Origin of the sequence: Mesorhizobium sp. M0166, assembly GCF_040322255.1 — a bacterium.
GTDB lineage: Bacteria > Pseudomonadota > Alphaproteobacteria > Rhizobiales > Rhizobiaceae > Mesorhizobium.
Window position 1 is genome coordinate 270,877 of record NZ_JAMYTD010000001.1, and the last position, 14,797, is coordinate 285,673.

Consider the following 14,797-nt stretch of genomic DNA (forward strand, 5'->3'; position numbering starts at 1 on the left):
AAATCTGCCCGGGGGTTACCATTCCCAGCGATACGGGCGAATGGGTTTGGGGTGTGCCGGAGCGGTGACGACGACTGTCGTCGATGCTGTTCCCTCGATATTTTGAGGACGCCGATGACCCTTTCAAGCCCTGACAAGTCCGGCGCTGCAAGCCTCGAGGCGATCGCACGAAACGGCGGCACGCTGCGCCGCATCGCCGCCCGCATCCCGACCTATCTGTCCGACCTTCGCGAGAATCCGGCATGGCTGCCGATGTTCATGCTGGCCCGCACCATGCCGGCGCGGCGCCTGCACTGGCGCGGTGCGAAGCCGGTTCCGCCGGCGCGTAATGTCGCTGAAACGATGTTCGCCGGCGTCGATCGCGATGCCGTCGTCGGCGCGCTGCGGACGGAGGGGCTCTATTCGGGCCTGATGCTGCCAGCCGCCATCCATGAGGAGATTGCCCGCTTCGCCGAGCGCACGCCATGCTTCGGCAATTTCGACCGCCGGCTGGAATTCCTGCCGGAAAAACACGCAGATGCCGAAAAGCATTTCGGCCGCCCGCTGCTCAGCGGCCACTATTTCGAGCGGGTCCTCGACTGCAACGCTGCGGTCGCCGTGCAGCGCGATCCGCTGCTTCTCGATGTCGCAGCGCACTATCTCGGCAGCCAGGCCAAGCTGATCACCACCCGCATCTGGTGGAGCTTTCCGACCGGTGGCGTCTCCGACGCCGACAAGAACATGGCCTCGCTCGGCAAATACCATTTCGACCTCGACGACTGGCGCATGCTGAAGTTCTTTTTCTACCTGGTGCCGGTCGACGCCGACACCGGGCCGCATGTCTATGTCCGCGGCTCCCACAACCGCCGCATCCTGAAGCACCAGCTGACGCTTCTGGTCGGCCATTCGGCGGAAGAGGTGCTGGGCGTCTATGGCGAGCAGAGCCCGGTCACGCTGACCGGGCAGGCCGGTCTCGGCTTTGTCGAGGACCCGTTCGGCTTCCATATGGGCACCGTGCCGACGCGCACGCCGCGGCTGATGATGGAAGTCGGCTTCGGCGTGTCACCGCCGTCGCGCCGCCGGTTTCACGGCGAGCCGGTCATTCGCTGAGGCGGGATCGCCCGGCTGACGCCTCGCTCCGTCTCAGCCGCGGCGCAAATGCTCGTCCAGGCGCGGCATGATCTCGACGAAGTTGCAGGGCATGTGCCGATAGTCGAGCTGCGGCTTCAAGATGCCGTCCCAGGCGTCCTTGCAGGCGCCGGGCGAGCCCGGCAGCACGAAGACGAAGGTGGCATTGACGACGCCGCCAGTTGCCCGGCTCTGGATCGTCGAAGTGCCGATCTTGTCGTAGGAGATGCGGTGGAACACTTCGGAAAAGCCGTCCATGCGCTTTTCGAAGATCGGCTCCAGCGCTTCCGGCGTCACGTCGCGGCCGGTGAAGCCGGTGCCGCCGGTGGTGATGACGACATCGATCGCTTCGTCCCTCGACCAACCCAGGACCTTGTCGCGGATCTTGTCGCGATCGTCGGTGACGATGTCGCGGGCGGCCAGGACATGGCCGGCCTCGGCAATGCGGTCGGCCAGCGTCTGCCCGGATTTGTCATCGGCGAGGCTGCGCGTATCGGAAACGGTCAGTACCGCGATGCGCACGGGAACGAAGGGGCGGCTCTCGTCAATCCTGGCCATGGGCATCAGCCTCCGATGTCACGCTTCGCGTCGCTGCGACAAACCAGTCAGGATGGCGGCCGCGGATATCGACGGCTGCGCGCTTGGCCACATTGCCGGTCTCGAACAGGCCGAAGCAGGTGGCGCCGGAACCCGACATCCGGGCAAAACCGGCTCCGGCCTTGTTCAGCACGGAAAGCGCCTTGCCGATGGCGGGCTGGATTGCGCGCGCCGCAGGCTCGAGATCGTTGCGGGTGATCTCCAGCCAGTTGCGGATGCTGTGGAAGTCTAGGTTGCGCGGCAGCGGCGGCAGCCCCGCATTGTCGCGGCGGCCAAGCGCCTCGAACACGTCGGCCGTCCAGACGGCAGTGCCGGGATTGACGAGCACCAGACCCAGCGCCGGGAAACCCGGCACGAGCGTCAGCTCGTCGCCGATACCGCGGGCTATCAGCGGCTTGGCTGCCAAGCACATCGGCACGTCGGCGCCGAGCGACAGGCCGATCCGCGCCAGTTGGGCATCGCCGACATCAAGTCCCCAGGTCTGGACCAGGGCGCGCAGCACCGCCGCCGCGTCGCTCGATCCGCCGCCGACGCCGGACGCGACCGGCAGGTTCTTTTCGAGCCTGATGGCGACAGCCGGCGCCTGCTGGAGACCGGCCTCGCGCCGTACCGCGTCGCGCGCTTTCACGACCAGATTGCCGTCGTCGGCTGGTACTGCGGAGGCGTATTTGCCGGACACCGAAAACCCATCGCTGTCGGCAAGTTCCGTCTCGATGCGGTCGCCAAAGCGCGTGAACACGGCCAGGCTTTCGATCGTGTGATAACCGTCGGCGCGCCGGCCGGTGACGTGCAGCGCGAGATTTATCTTGGCATGCGCATGCGACACCCGGATGCTGGCCCCGGAATTCATTGGCTCGGCTGCGAGGGGGACGACGGTCAATCCTTGGCCAGACGGTATTCGCCGGTCTTCGGATCCTTGACCAGTGTTCCCATTGTGCCGTTGGCCGTCTGCTTTTCGGCCCGACGTACCTTGGCGGTCACCCGCTCGGCTTCCCTGACGAAGGAGCGGTAGCCGAAATAGGCGGCAATGCCGACGACGGCGAAGAAAATGATCTGCGGCATGTCAAACTCCTCCCTCGCAAGGCCGGCGGAGCGGCCGGTCGGGTCGGTTGATGATTTATGCTAGACGTTTTCACCGGCTTTTCAAAGCCCGAAGCGCGCCCACAGCGCGCGCTCTTCCGCCGCATCGATGACGCCGCTTGCCGCGGCGGCGGCGATATCGGGCGCCGAAAAGCTCGAGCCGAACAGGCCGAAGCGGCCGAACAGGCCGCGCGGCGCGGTGATCAGCTTGAGCTGGGTCTTCGGCCCGAAACGGCTCTTCAGCACGCTGCGCATGTCGCCGAGCGCATCGACCAGCCCGAGCTCGAGCCCCTTCTTGGCCGTCCAGAACAGGCCGGTGAACAGGTCGGGATCGTCCTTCAGCTTGCTGCCGCGCCTGTCCTTGACGAGATCGATGAAGGTCTCGTGGACCTCGAGCTGCAGCGCCTTCAGGCGCTCGACGTCTTCCTTCTTTTCCGGCTTGAACGGGTCGAGCACCGCCTTGTTCTGGCCGGCGGTGTGGACGCGGCGCTCGACGCCGATCTTCTTCAACAGCTCCGGAAAGCCGAACGAGGCCGACACCACGCCGATCGAACCGACGATGGAGGACGGGTCGGCAAATATCTCGTCGCCGGCGACCGCGATCATGTAGCCGCCCGATGCCGCCACGTCCTCGACGAAAACCAGGACCTTCTTGTTCTTCTCGCTGGCCAGGTCGCGGATGCGCCTGAAGATCAGCCGCGACTGCACCGGCGAGCCACCTGGCGAATTGATCGAGATGGCGACCGCCGGCGCGTCGAATGAAAACAGCTTTTCGAGAAGACCGGCGGTGGAAGCGAGCGACAGGCTGGGCCGGAACTGGCCGCCGCCGGGCATGATGGTGCCGTGCAGCCGGATGACCGGAATGGTGACGACGGTGGAGCGCCAGGATTTCGGCAGCAGGCGGTTGAAAAGGCGTTTCACGAGGGGGCGGTCTCCGGTCGATTTGCTTGAGGCATGTAGGAATTCGCCGGCCAACGGCAATGCCGTCACCCTGGCAATCAAAATGGATCAATCTCCGAACAGCGACGCCAGCCCGTTATTGATCAACTCTGCCCTCTCCGAAGGGCCATTGCCTGAGTAGGCATGCAGCATCAGCGGCGGCTGGATCGACAGTTTGCCGCGTGCGCCGAGTGCTGCCCGGACGACGATGCGGATCGCCGCCGCTTCGGGGCGAGGATGGACGGCCAGCATCTCGGCGTCGCCGAAGCGGCCGGCAATGGCATCGAGGATGGCGCCGAGCTGTTCCGGCCGGGCGATGACGGCCAGCCCGCCGCCCGGCCTGACCACCGCGGCCGCGCTGCGGATCCAGCTGTCGAACAATCCGTCCTCCGAGACATGCGCGGCCTTTCTCAGCGGATCGGGCGTCGCTCGATCCACGGCGGCATTGAACGGCGGGTTCATGATAACGAAATCGAAGCTGTTGTCCTCGAGGCCGGCGGCCGTTCGCGCCCGGCCCGAAAGCGCGACATCGGCGACGAGCACCGAAGCGCGGTCGCTGAGATGCGCATTGCCGGGATGGGCAAGCGTGGTTGTGGCGAAGGCCGCCATTTCCGGAGAACGCTCGACGAGCACGGCCGCGGCACCGGGGCAGCGCGACAGTACCGCCAGGCCGGCGGCACCCGCGCCCGCGCCAAAGTCGGCAAGCCGCCCGGCGAACGAGGACGGCACCGCAGCCGCCAGCATCATCGCATCCATGCCGGCGCGGTGGCCTGCCTTTCTCGGCTGCACCAGCCAGAAGCGACCGCGATGGAAGGCATCGACCGTATGAGCCGGCATGTCCGGGACAAGGGCAGCGGGCGACGCGGACATTATTTTTGGCGGATCTCGTTGGCGATGCCGGCATCCGTCAGGATGCGCCGTGCCGCATCGGCCTTGTCGGCGTCCACCATGACACGGCGGGGCAGGATGCCGATCGAGCCGTCGAGCACGCTCATGTTCTGGTCGGCGACGAAACAGCCGATACCGGCATCGCGCATCAGCGATTCGACAAACGAAATGATGACGGCGTCGTTGGTGCGGATGAGCTCTATCATCGGATGAAACTCGCAGTTTGCGGCGTTGATGTAAACGTAGGCGTGATCATGTACCAGAGCCGGCGCGCCAATTCGCCTCTTGCCGCACCGGTGGGTGACACCCTAGAGTCTGTCCAGGGACCATGTTGCCGTCGTGCATATCGAGGTTGGGAGTTTTGCCGTGGGTGTCGTTCTCAACATTGAAAACGGGAAGCGCGAAGCCGCCTCGATAAAGGACCTCATCGACCTGACCGCCGCCGATATGGGGCGCGTCAACAAATTGATCCTGTCGAAGGCCGGCTCCGATGTCGAGATGATTCCGGAGATTGCCAACCATTTGATCTCGTCCGGCGGCAAACGGCTGCGGCCGATGCTGACGCTCGCCGCCGCCCAGATGTTCGGCTATTCCGGTGACGGCCATGTCAAGCTCGCCACATCGGTCGAATTCATGCATACAGCGACACTTCTCCACGACGACGTTGTCGACGAAAGCGGCATGCGGCGCGGCAAGAAGACGGCGCGCATGATCTGGGGCAACCAGGCCAGTGTTCTGGTCGGCGATTTCCTGCTCGGCCAGGCCTTCCGCATGATGGTCGATGTCGGCTCGCTGGAAGCGCTCGACATCCTGTCGAGTGCGGCCTCGGTGATCGCCGAAGGCGAGGTGATGCAGCTTGCCGCCGCCAAAAACCTCGAAACCACCGAGGACGAGCATTTCGCGGTGATCAAGGCCAAGACCGCGGCGCTGTTCTCAGCCGCCGCCGAGGTCGGCCCGGTCATCGCCCAGGCGACGCGCAACGATCGCGCAGCACTCCGCTCCTACGGCATGAATCTCGGCCTTGCCTTCCAGCTGATCGATGACGCGCTGGATTATGGCGGCACCAGCAAGGATCTCGGCAAGAATGTCGGCGACGATTTCCGCGAGGGCAAGGTGACGCTGCCGGTGATCCTCGCCTATCGGCGCGGCACCAAGGCCGAGCGCAGCTTCTGGAAACGCGCCATCGAGGACAATGCCGCCGACGATGCCGGGCTGGAGAAGGCCATCGGCCTGATGCTCCGCCACGGCGCGATTGCCGACACCATCGGGCGCGCCCGCCATTTCGGCGAAATCGCCCGCGACGCGCTGGCACCGCTCGAGGCGACGCCGCAGAAATCGGCGCTGATCGACGTCATCGATTTCTGCATCAGCCGGGTGAACTGAGAGGCGTCAGCGCCCCGCGCCTGTTCTCATCGAGCCTTCGCCGGAAGAACGATTGCCGCGAGCAGGCTGACGACGATGCCCGCCGCCGCGAGCCAGAAGGCGACCTGGATGCCGTCTGCGACGGCGGTTTTCAAGGCATCGCCGGACAATTCGCCGATTTGGCTGTTCGCAATCGCAATCAGCACGGCCATGCCGATGGCGTTGCCGACATTGAGCGTCGTCGAAGCCATGCCCGAGGCGACGCCTTGCTGGTCAAGGGCAACGCCGGAAGCGGCGGCAATCCACATTGCGGTCCAGACGATGCCTTGTCCGACGCCGGAGACGATCAGGCCGGGTACGAGGGACAGATAGCTGCTCTCCGCGGTCGCGCCTGATACCATCAATGCTGTGCCTACCGCGCCGACGATCATGCCGCCGACCAGCGTGCTGCGTGTCGAAAAGCGCGTCGCCAGACGCTCGCCGGCTTGCGTGCCGGTGGCGATGGCGACCGCACGAGAAAGGCGAGGCCCGTCTGCAAGGCGGTGAAGCCGTGCACGTTCTGCAGCAGCACGGTGAGGAAGTAGGGCAGCGCTCCGAAAGTGGCCATGTAGAGGAAGGTGATCGTCATGCCGGCGACGAGGCTGCGGTTGTGGAACAAGCGCAGCGGCATGAGCGGGTCGGCGCTCGTCGCCTCGATCACGGTGAAGGCGATCAGGAAGAATGCGGCCAGTGCCGCGCTGGCGATGATTGCGGTCGATCCCCAGCCATATTCGGGCCCCTGAACCAGGGTGAAGACAAGCAGCGTCGCGCCGGCGGTGACGGTCAGTGCGCCCGGAATATCGAAGCTGCGCTGCTCGTGCCGCTTGCGATCGCGCGGGATGATGGCGAAAGCCGCGATGATGGCGATCCCGGCCAACAGCACGTTGACGTAGAAGACCGACGGCCAGCCGAAGGCGCTGGTCAGAAACCCGCCGGCAAGCGAACCGAGCGTCAGGCCGCTGGCGCCCGCGCCGCCCCAGACGGCGAGCGCCCGGTTGCGTTCCGCTCCCTCGGCGAACAGACGGTTGATCAGCGACAGCGTCGCAGGAAACAGGAACGCGGCGCCGATGCCTTGTACGGCGCGTGCCGCGATGATGATTTCCGGCGACCAGGCGAGGCCGCCGACCAGAGATGAGAGCGCGTAGAGCCAGAGCGCGAAGATGAAGACGCGGCGCTGGCCGATCAGGTCGGCGGCCCGGCCGCCGAACAGCAGGAAGCCGCCGGTGAAGACGGTATAGGCGCTGACCACCCACTGCAGGGTCTGGCCTGAAAATCCGAGGCCGGCGCCGATCTCCGGCAGCGCCACGAAGACGATGTTGAGGTCGAGCGAGATGATGAGCTGCGCGAAGGCGAGGAGCGCCAGCGTTGCGCCATGTTTCGCCCTGCTTGCTCCTTGCGCTGCCATTGCCCCGAGCGGCGCGCCTTGATCGAGTGAACTCATGTGGGACTCCTTGTCGACAATTATTTAATGATCGACAAAGAATTGAGATTTGCAATCCGAAGTCAAGCGGATTATTTGTTGATCGACAAAAATTGGAGACCGCCATGGCAGGCAGGCCAAGGGAGTTCGATCGCGACCATGCCTTGGAGAAAGCCCGCGACGCTTTCTGGAGGCGCGGCTACGAGGGCACTTCGATGGCCGATCTCGTATCGGCGCTTGGTCTCGCATCGGCGCGCATTTATGCCGCCTTCGGCTCGAAGGAGGACCTGTTTCGCGAAGCGGTGGCACTTTACGAGGCCAATGAGGGCGGATTCGCCACGCGGGCGCTGGAGGAAGAACCAAACGTCCGGCGCGTCATCGAGCGCGTGCTTCGCGACGCCGTCGAAATCTATACCAGGCCGGGGCGGCCGCAGGGCTGCATGGTGGTGACGGCCGCCACCAATTGCGCCGTCGAAAATGACGCCGTGCTGCAATGGCTGGCGGAGCACCGGTTGGCGCGTACCGCATCGATCGTCGAGCGGTTGAAGCAAGCGGTGCGCGATGGCGAATTGAAGCCGGACACCGATGCCGAGGCGCTGGGTGACTATTACGCCACGCTGATGCACGGCCTTTCGGTGCAGGCACGCGACGGCGTGCCGAAAAAGCGGCTGCACGATCTTGTCACCGTCGCCATGCAGGCGCTCGACGCAAGGCTTTCGCAAACGTCCTGAGTTCGGGGCCGTGACGCCGGTCTCCCATTGCCGGATTGTCGCAATGCGGTCGTGCGACCTCTTTCGGTATGGTTTATTAATTGCTTGACCCGATTGTGAATTCGGGCCGGGTTGAAGCACGACCCCAAAAAGGCCATGCTTTACCTGGAAAGATCGAGTCTACGGCGATCCCGCTGACGCGGAGATGGCGTTTGGCTGAAAGGGATATGATGCGGCAAGGATATGCGCGCTGGCTGACGGGGCTGGCAATCGCGACGGGCATGGCGATCTCGGCTTTGCCGGCGCATGCCAAACAGACCGCCGAGCCGGTCAGGATCACATCCTTCTCGGGAGCCTATCTCGCCGCGCGGATTGCCGATGGCGACAACGACCTCGACAGCGCCATTTCCTATTACAAGCAGGCGCTTGCGTTCGATCCGAACGATACGGGACTGCAGCAGAGCCTGATGCTGTCGCTGATCGCGCAGGGGCGCTTCGACGAGTCCCTGGTCTATGCCGACAAGCTCAAGGCGGTTCCCGACGTCGAGCGCTTCTCGCGCCTGGCGCTGGCCATCGATTCCTTCCACAAGAAGGATTTCTCTAAGGCCGAATACTGGCTCAAGCTGTCGCTCGAATCCGATCTCGACCGGCTGATCTCCGGCGTCATGACCGGCTGGGCCAAGCAAGGTGCGGGTGACGCCGGCGAGGCCATGGCTTCCATCGACAAGCTGCAAGGCCCCGACTGGTTCAGCCTGTTCAAGTCCTTCCACCGTGCCTTGATCGCCGACGCCTCCGGCCTGCCCGACAGGGCGGATGCGCTCTACACCGCCACCCTGCAGGACACGGCGGCAGGCGGTGCGGCCCCCGAAACATGGATGCGCAACGCGCAGGCCTACGCCTCTTTCCTCGCACGCAAAGGCGACAAGGCTAAGGCGCTGTCGGTGCTCGACAAGGCCGAGGCGTTTGCGCCCGGGAAGGTCGAGATTGCGGCCCTTCGCGACAAGATCAACAAGGGCGAAAAAATCGAGCCCTTCGTTGCCGGTCCGTCCGACGGCGCCTCGGAAATCCTGCTCGATCTCGCCACCGCGCTCAACCGCGGCGGCGGCGAGCCGTTCGTGCGGCTCTATCTGCAATATGCGCTGGCGCTGCGGCCCGACAATGACGCGGCGCTCGTTCAGCTTGCCGCCGTTGCCGAGCAGCTGAAGGACGGCGAGGGCGCCATCGCGCTCTATCGCCGCATCCCCGCCGGTTCGCCGCTTAAGGAGCTTTCGGACCTGCAGCTTGGCCTCAACCTTGCCGATCTCGACCGCAACGACGAGGCGATCACCCACCTCAAGGCTATCGTCGATGCGCATCCCGACGACATGCGCGCCTATCTGGCGCTCGGCGGCGTCTATTCCTCGAAGGAGGATTTCCGCTCCGCCGCCAATCTTTACGACAAGGCGGTCGAGGTGCTGAAGACGCCGACCGCCGCCAACTGGAACATCTTCTACCAGCGCGGCATCGCCTATGAGCGGCTGAAGGAATGGCCGAAGGCCGAGCCGAATTTCCGCAAGGCGCTGGAGCTCTACCCCGACCAGCCGCAGGTCCTGAACTATCTCGGCTATTCCTGGGTCGACAAGAACATGAACCTCAAGGAAGGCCTCGCGATGATCCAGAAGGCCGTCGACCTGAGGCCGAGCGACGGCTACATCGTCGATTCGCTGGGCTGGGCCTATTACCGCCTTGGCCAGTTCGACGACGCGGTGCGCGAAATGGAACGCGCCGTTTCGTTGAAGCCAGAGGATCCCGTGCTCAACGATCACCTCGGCGACGCCTACTGGCGCGTTGGCCGCAAGCTGGAAGCCACCTTCCAGTGGAACCAGGCCCGCGACCTGAAGCCGGACCCGGACGTGCTTGCCACCTTGCAGCAAAAGCTGATGAAGGGCCTGCCGCCGATCGAATCCAACACGGCGCAGGAAACCCCGAACGTAAAGCCCGTGCCGGCGCCCGCGCCGAAGGGGTGATCCCATCGCCTTGACGGTCGCGGAGCGGCACTCTACGAGGTGCCGCATCCCGCCGGAGGCCGCCGTGACCGTTGATATCCCTGCCCACATGCATCCCAGCTGCTCGTTCCAGGGGCTGATCCTGACCTTGCATAATTACTGGGCGGACTATGGCTGCGTGGTCCTCCAGCCTTACGACATGGAAGTCGGCGCCGGCACATTCCATCCGGCAACGACGTTGCGCGCGCTCGGCCCAAAACGCTGGAACGCCGCCTATGTCCAGCCCTCGCGCCGCCCCAAGGACGGCCGCTATGGTGAGAACCCGAACCGGCTGCAGCACTATTACCAATACCAGGTGATCCTGAAGCCCAATCCGCCCAATCTGCAGGAGCTTTACCTCGGCTCGCTGGCCGCGATCGGCATTGATCCGCTGCTGCATGACATCCGTTTCGTCGAGGACGACTGGGAAAGCCCGACGCTGGGCGCCTGGGGGCTGGGCTGGGAGTGCTGGTGCGACGGCATGGAGGTCTCGCAGTTCACCTATTTCCAGCAGGTCTGCGGCATCGAATGCGCACCGGTGGCGGGTGAGCTCACTTACGGGCTGGAACGGCTGGCCATGTATGTGCAGGGCGTCGACAACGTCTACGACCTCAACTTCAACGGCCGCGAAGGCGCCGACAAGGTGACCTATGGCGACGTCTTCCTGCAGGCCGAGCAGGAATATTCGCGCCACAATTTTGAATTCGCCAACACCGCGATGTTGCTGCGCCATTTCGAAGACGCCGAAGCCGAGTGCAAGGCGCTGCTCGAAGCCGGCGCGCCGGCGTCGAACGACAATCTAGCGATGCACCGCATGGTCTTCCCTGCCTACGACCAATGCATCAAGGCCAGCCACGTCTTCAACCTGCTCGACGCCCGCGGCGTGATTTCGGTCACTGAGCGCCAGAGTTATATTTTGCGGGTGCGCAATCTGGCCAAGGCCTGCGGCGAGGCATTTCTGCTGACGCAGGCGGGTGGAATGGCGGCTTAGCTCCAGGCGATTTCGGCAGGAGCGCTGATTTGTAACGCACCTTGGCCGCTTGCACCGGCTATTGTCCGCAGCGCTTGCCTGACGCCGGGCATCGAGAACGTGCCATGCACCTGCGCTGTAAAACAGGCGCTGAGCGCGAGGATCTGCAGGAATGTCGATGCCGTTTTCATGGTCGTTCAGCCAATAGCTCTCTGCCTGAGCGTTGGTCGCTTCAGCGCTGCGTTCGGTTCATGGAAATCTTTGATCCAAGGACGGGCGGACCGGCGCGTGTCCGACAGGCGGCTGAATTTTTTCGGAAATCGCCGTTGGACGCCCTGATCGTGCTGGCCCGATCTTGCTGGGAAGGGTGACAGCAGCCGACCGAGTTGCTATGCCCCGCTTACCTCCGCCTCGATGGGGGAGGACGCCGCCAAGCGGCGGCTGTTTTTTGTCGCGTGAGCTCTTTCAATGCCTGACCTGCTTCTAGAACTTCGTTCCGAGGAAATCCCCGCGCGCATGCAGCGCAAGGCGGCCGGCGATCTCAGGAAGCTGCTGACCGACGGTCTGGTCGAAGCCGGGCTGACCTATGAGGCTGCGCGCGAATATTGGACGCCGCGCCGGCTGACGCTCGACATTCGCGGCCTGACCGCCCGCTCGAAGGACATCAGTGAGGAGATCAAGGGCCCCTCGACCAAGGCGCCCGAGCCGGCGGTGCAAGGTTTTCTGCGCAAGGCCGGCCTTGCCTCGATTGCCGAGGCGCATGTTCATTCCGATCCGAAGAAGGGCGACTTCTATGTCGCCCATATTTCCAGGCTGGGCAGGCCGGCGGAGCAGATCATCGCCGAGCTGGTGCCGGGCATCATCCGCAACTTCCCCTGGCCGAAAGCGATGCGCTGGGGGCCGGCTTCGGCCAAGCCCGGCTCGCTGCGCTGGGTGCGGCCGCTGCAATCGATCCTGTGCACCTTCGGCCCCGAAACCGAGGAGCCGGTGGTGGTCGATTTCGAGATCGACGGCATCCGCTCCGGCAATGTCACCTACGGCCATCGTTTTCATGCGCCGGGCGCCATCACGGTGCGCCGCTTCGACGATTATGTCGCCAAGCTTGAGGCGGCCAAGGTCGTGCTCGATGCCGACAGGCGCAAGGAGATCATTCTTGCCGATGCCAGGAATCTCGGCTTCGCCAGCGGGCTCGACCTCGTCGAGGACGAGGGCCTGCTGGAGGAAGTGTCGGGCCTGGTCGAATGGCCGGTCGTACTGATGGGCGAATTCGAGCAGGATTTTCTGGCCATACCGGCCGAGGTGATCCGGCTCACCATCCGCGCTAACCAGAAGTGCTTCGTGACACGACCGCACGGCGCGGGCGACGAACTCTCCAATCGTTTCATCCTGACCGCCAATATCGAGGCCAAGGATGGCGGCAAGGAGATCGCCCACGGCAACGGCAAGGTGGTGCGCGCCCGCCTGTCCGACGCGCTCTATTTTTGGAAGACCGACCAGGGTGACCTGCCGGATCTCGACCAGCTGCAGGCATCGGCGGAAAAGTTCGGACTTGATCTCAAAAAGCCGCTCGACCAGCGCATGGCCCGCCTCGACCATCTCAATGTGACGTTTCATGCCAAGCTCGGTACGCAAGGCGAGCGGGTGGAGCGGATTGCCAGGTTGGCGGAAGAACTGGCACCAATCGTGGCGCAGTCGATCTCCCCCCTCGAGGGGGAGATGGCCGGCAGGCCAGGGGGGGTCGCTTCGGCTGACGCGACGCGATCTGGCCTTTCGAAGCAAAAGGAAGTCGGCGCTCCACGCGGGACGACCCCCTCTGTCGCCTTCGGCGACATCTCCCCCTCGAGGGGGGAGATTACCGCGCTCGCCCGCCGCGCTGCCGTTCTGGCTAAGGCCGATCTCACCACGGAGGTGGTCGGCGAGTTCCCGGAACTGCAAGGCGCCATGGGCCGCAAATACGCGCTGCTGCAGGGCGAGCATCCTTCCGTCGCCGCGGCGATCGAGGAACACTACAAGCCGCAGGGACCGTCAGATCGTGTTCCCACCGATCCGGTTTCGATCGCAGTAGCGCTTGCCGACAAGCTGGATACACTGGTCGGGTTCTGGGCGATTGATGAAAAGCCGACGGGATCGAAGGACCCCTATGCGCTGAGGAGGGCGGCGCTGGGGGTAACGAGGATACTGATCGAGAACGGGATTAGGTTGTCCCTGAAATCTGTGGCCAATATCGCGTCCGAAGATATTGCAGATCACATACGCGATCCCAAACTCGACCGACAGTTCGAAATTGCTGCGGAGCTAGAGCAGCAACTCGGAGGAGATTCGCTTACCGATCTCGTCATCGAACGCGATTCCGCGATCTCAAACAATACCTTTGAGCGTTCCGAAGAAAGGCAGCAGCAAGAGATCAACAACCTCCTGTCCTTCTTTCACGATCGCCTGAAGGTCTATCTCCGCGACCAGGGTGCGCGGCATGACCTGATTGACGCGGTGCTGGCGGCAGGTTCGCGCCCAATCTCCCCCCTCGTGGGGGAGATGTCGGCGCAGCCGACAGAGGGGGGCGCTGTCCCGCCGGCCTCTCGGCGCGAGGCGCCCCCCTCTGCCCTGCCGGGCATCTCCCCCACAAGGGGGGAGATTGGCCAATTACAAAACGACGACCTGCTGCAAATCGTCCGCCGCGTCGAAGCGCTCGGCTCTTTCCTCGATACCGAGGATGGCAAGAACCTGCTTGCCGGCACCAAGCGTGCGGCCAACATTCTCGCCGCCGAGGAGAAGAAGAACACGCTGATCGCCGACCGTGTCGAGCCGGCGCTTTTCCGCGAAGATGCGGAAAAGAAGCTGTTCGCGGCGGTGAATCAGGCCGAGAGGCAAGCCGGCGAAGCAATTCAAAACGAAGACTTTTCCGCCGCCATGCTGGCGCTTAGCGTGTTGCGCGAGCCGGTTGATTCATTCTTTGAGAAAGTCCTCGTAAACGATGAGGACCAGGCGGTGCGCGCCAATCGCCTGGCGTTGCTCGCCCGCATCCGCGCGGCGACCGATCGGGTCGCCGATTTCCCGAAGATAGCCGGCTGACGTCCGCGAAGAAATCTTCGCTTCAGGCCCTATTTTGGCTGGTCGGGAGCTGCTAGCGGCGCCGGCTGCGGTGCCGCCGGTTCAGGAGTTTTGCTGGCGACCTTTGGATCGGCCTTGCTGTCCGCGGCCGGCGCGGCAGCGGTGGCCGGCACGGCCTTGGGTGCGGGCGTTGCAAAGGCATCGCCGACGATACCGCCGCGAATGATCATCGGGCTTGCGGTGAAGCCATGACTCGGCTGGCTCGGGATGGCCGCGACCTTTTCATCGGTGACGGTTTCATTGACGTTGGGCAACTTCTCGCCGAGCACGACGATCGACGGTGTTTTCCCCCGCTCGAGCGCGCTGGCACTTACCACAGAAGGCGTCGCGGTCGTTTGCCCGAGAAAAACCAGCGACGAGGCCTGTGCCGTGCCGGCCATAAACGCCAGACCAAGCGCTCCAACGATACGCATCGAACGCATAACAATCCCCCTTGCCCAACAACACAGCACCTTTAGCCGAGGGCAATTGATACCGGCTTGCGGGGAAACATAGCATTTTAACGATTTGCGATTCGCCAACGCCGGGCTTGCTCGCCCGGCGTCGCCGTATT

General features: G+C 64.1%; 16 protein-coding genes. 6 read left to right on the forward strand and 10 right to left on the reverse strand.

Translation table 11 applies throughout. The features are described from left to right. Positions 1–114 precede the first annotated feature (114 nt). On the forward strand, positions 115–1,089 hold the full coding sequence (locus tag NKJ46_RS01320) for a phytanoyl-CoA dioxygenase family protein (protein ID WP_352660891.1): 975 nt from the start codon (positions 115–117) through the stop codon (positions 1,087–1,089). Positions 1,090–1,122: 33 nt separating this feature from the next. Here the strand turns inward: NKJ46_RS01320 and moaB are convergent, their stop codons facing one another. The 6 genes from moaB to NKJ46_RS01350 form a co-directional block, all read right to left on the reverse strand. Further along, the gene (moaB, locus tag NKJ46_RS01325; RefSeq protein WP_352489568.1) at positions 1,123–1,665 is read right to left on the reverse strand and encodes a molybdenum cofactor biosynthesis protein B; all 543 of its coding nucleotides are present in this window, start codon (positions 1,663–1,665) and stop codon (positions 1,123–1,125) included. Continuing rightward, positions 1,652–2,554 carry a 4-(cytidine 5'-diphospho)-2-C-methyl-D-erythritol kinase gene (locus NKJ46_RS01330; protein WP_352660894.1) on the reverse strand — a complete coding sequence of 301 codons (903 nt, stop codon included), beginning with the start codon at positions 2,552–2,554 and terminating at the stop codon, positions 1,652–1,654. The genes moaB and NKJ46_RS01330 overlap by 14 nt, the downstream gene beginning before the upstream one ends. Positions 2,555–2,580: 26 nt before the next feature. Continuing rightward, the gene (locus tag NKJ46_RS01335) at positions 2,581–2,766 is read right to left on the reverse strand and encodes a hypothetical protein (protein WP_292665400.1); all 186 of its coding nucleotides are present in this window, start codon (positions 2,764–2,766) and stop codon (positions 2,581–2,583) included. Between the two features lie 81 nt (positions 2,767–2,847). Continuing rightward, entirely contained in the window at positions 2,848–3,705 is an 858-nt protein-coding gene (locus NKJ46_RS01340) for a S49 family peptidase (RefSeq protein WP_352456850.1), read from the reverse strand. Positions 3,706–3,792: 87 nt separating this feature from the next. Next, positions 3,793–4,593: a tRNA1(Val) (adenine(37)-N6)-methyltransferase gene (locus NKJ46_RS01345; RefSeq protein ID WP_352660897.1), complete on the reverse strand. Its 801-nt coding sequence runs from the start codon at positions 4,591–4,593 to the stop codon at positions 3,793–3,795. After that, on the reverse strand, positions 4,593–4,817 hold the full coding sequence (locus tag NKJ46_RS01350; RefSeq protein WP_023674082.1) for a putative signal transducing protein: 225 nt from the start codon (positions 4,815–4,817) through the stop codon (positions 4,593–4,595). Before NKJ46_RS01350 ends, NKJ46_RS01345 begins: the two co-directional genes overlap by 1 nt. Before the next feature lie 160 nt (positions 4,818–4,977). On the opposite strand from NKJ46_RS01350, the gene NKJ46_RS01355 reads away from it, so the two are divergent. After that, entirely contained in the window at positions 4,978–5,994 is a 1,017-nt protein-coding gene (locus tag NKJ46_RS01355; RefSeq protein ID WP_292663011.1) for a polyprenyl synthetase family protein, read from the forward strand. Positions 5,995–6,020: 26 nt separating this feature from the next. Here NKJ46_RS01355 and NKJ46_RS01360 read toward each other — a convergent pair whose 3' ends face one another. Together NKJ46_RS01360 and NKJ46_RS01365 are read right to left on the reverse strand one after the other, a co-directional pair. Then, a complete protein-coding gene (locus tag NKJ46_RS01360; protein ID WP_352661323.1) occupies positions 6,021–6,476 on the reverse strand; it encodes an MFS transporter in 456 nt (151 codons plus the stop codon). Then, positions 6,401–7,453, reverse strand: coding sequence for an MFS transporter (locus tag NKJ46_RS01365; RefSeq protein ID WP_352660900.1), 1,053 nt, complete (start codon positions 7,451–7,453; stop codon positions 6,401–6,403). Before NKJ46_RS01365 ends, NKJ46_RS01360 begins: the two co-directional genes overlap by 76 nt. Positions 7,454–7,557: 104 nt before the next feature. Here NKJ46_RS01365 and NKJ46_RS01370 point away from each other — a divergent pair, with 104 nt between their 5' ends. From NKJ46_RS01370 to NKJ46_RS01380, 3 genes are all read left to right on the forward strand, one after another. Further along, positions 7,558–8,163: a TetR/AcrR family transcriptional regulator gene (locus tag NKJ46_RS01370; RefSeq protein WP_352660902.1), complete on the forward strand. Its 606-nt coding sequence runs from the start codon at positions 7,558–7,560 to the stop codon at positions 8,161–8,163. Positions 8,164–8,372: 209 nt separating this feature from the next. Next, positions 8,373–10,148: a tetratricopeptide repeat protein gene (locus NKJ46_RS01375; protein ID WP_352661326.1), complete on the forward strand. Its 1,776-nt coding sequence runs from the start codon at positions 8,373–8,375 to the stop codon at positions 10,146–10,148. Positions 10,149–10,236: 88 nt separating this feature from the next. Further along, on the forward strand, positions 10,237–11,157 hold the full coding sequence (locus NKJ46_RS01380) for a glycine--tRNA ligase subunit alpha (RefSeq protein ID WP_352661329.1): 921 nt from the start codon (positions 10,237–10,239) through the stop codon (positions 11,155–11,157). Here the strand turns inward: NKJ46_RS01380 and NKJ46_RS01385 are convergent. Beyond that, a complete protein-coding gene (locus NKJ46_RS01385; RefSeq protein WP_352660904.1) occupies positions 11,154–11,327 on the reverse strand; it encodes a hypothetical protein in 174 nt (57 codons plus the stop codon). The genes NKJ46_RS01380 and NKJ46_RS01385 overlap by 4 nt on opposite strands. A gap of 277 nt (positions 11,328–11,604) precedes the next feature. Between NKJ46_RS01385 and glyS the strand changes: the two genes are divergently transcribed. Further along, positions 11,605–14,205: a glycine--tRNA ligase subunit beta gene (gene glyS, locus NKJ46_RS01390; protein WP_352660906.1), complete on the forward strand. Its 2,601-nt coding sequence runs from the start codon at positions 11,605–11,607 to the stop codon at positions 14,203–14,205. Positions 14,206–14,234: 29 nt separating this feature from the next. Here the strand turns inward: glyS and NKJ46_RS01395 are convergent, their stop codons facing one another. Next, a complete protein-coding gene (locus NKJ46_RS01395; RefSeq protein WP_352660909.1) occupies positions 14,235–14,765 on the reverse strand; it encodes a hypothetical protein in 531 nt (176 codons plus the stop codon). Positions 14,766–14,797: the final 32 nt, after the last annotated feature.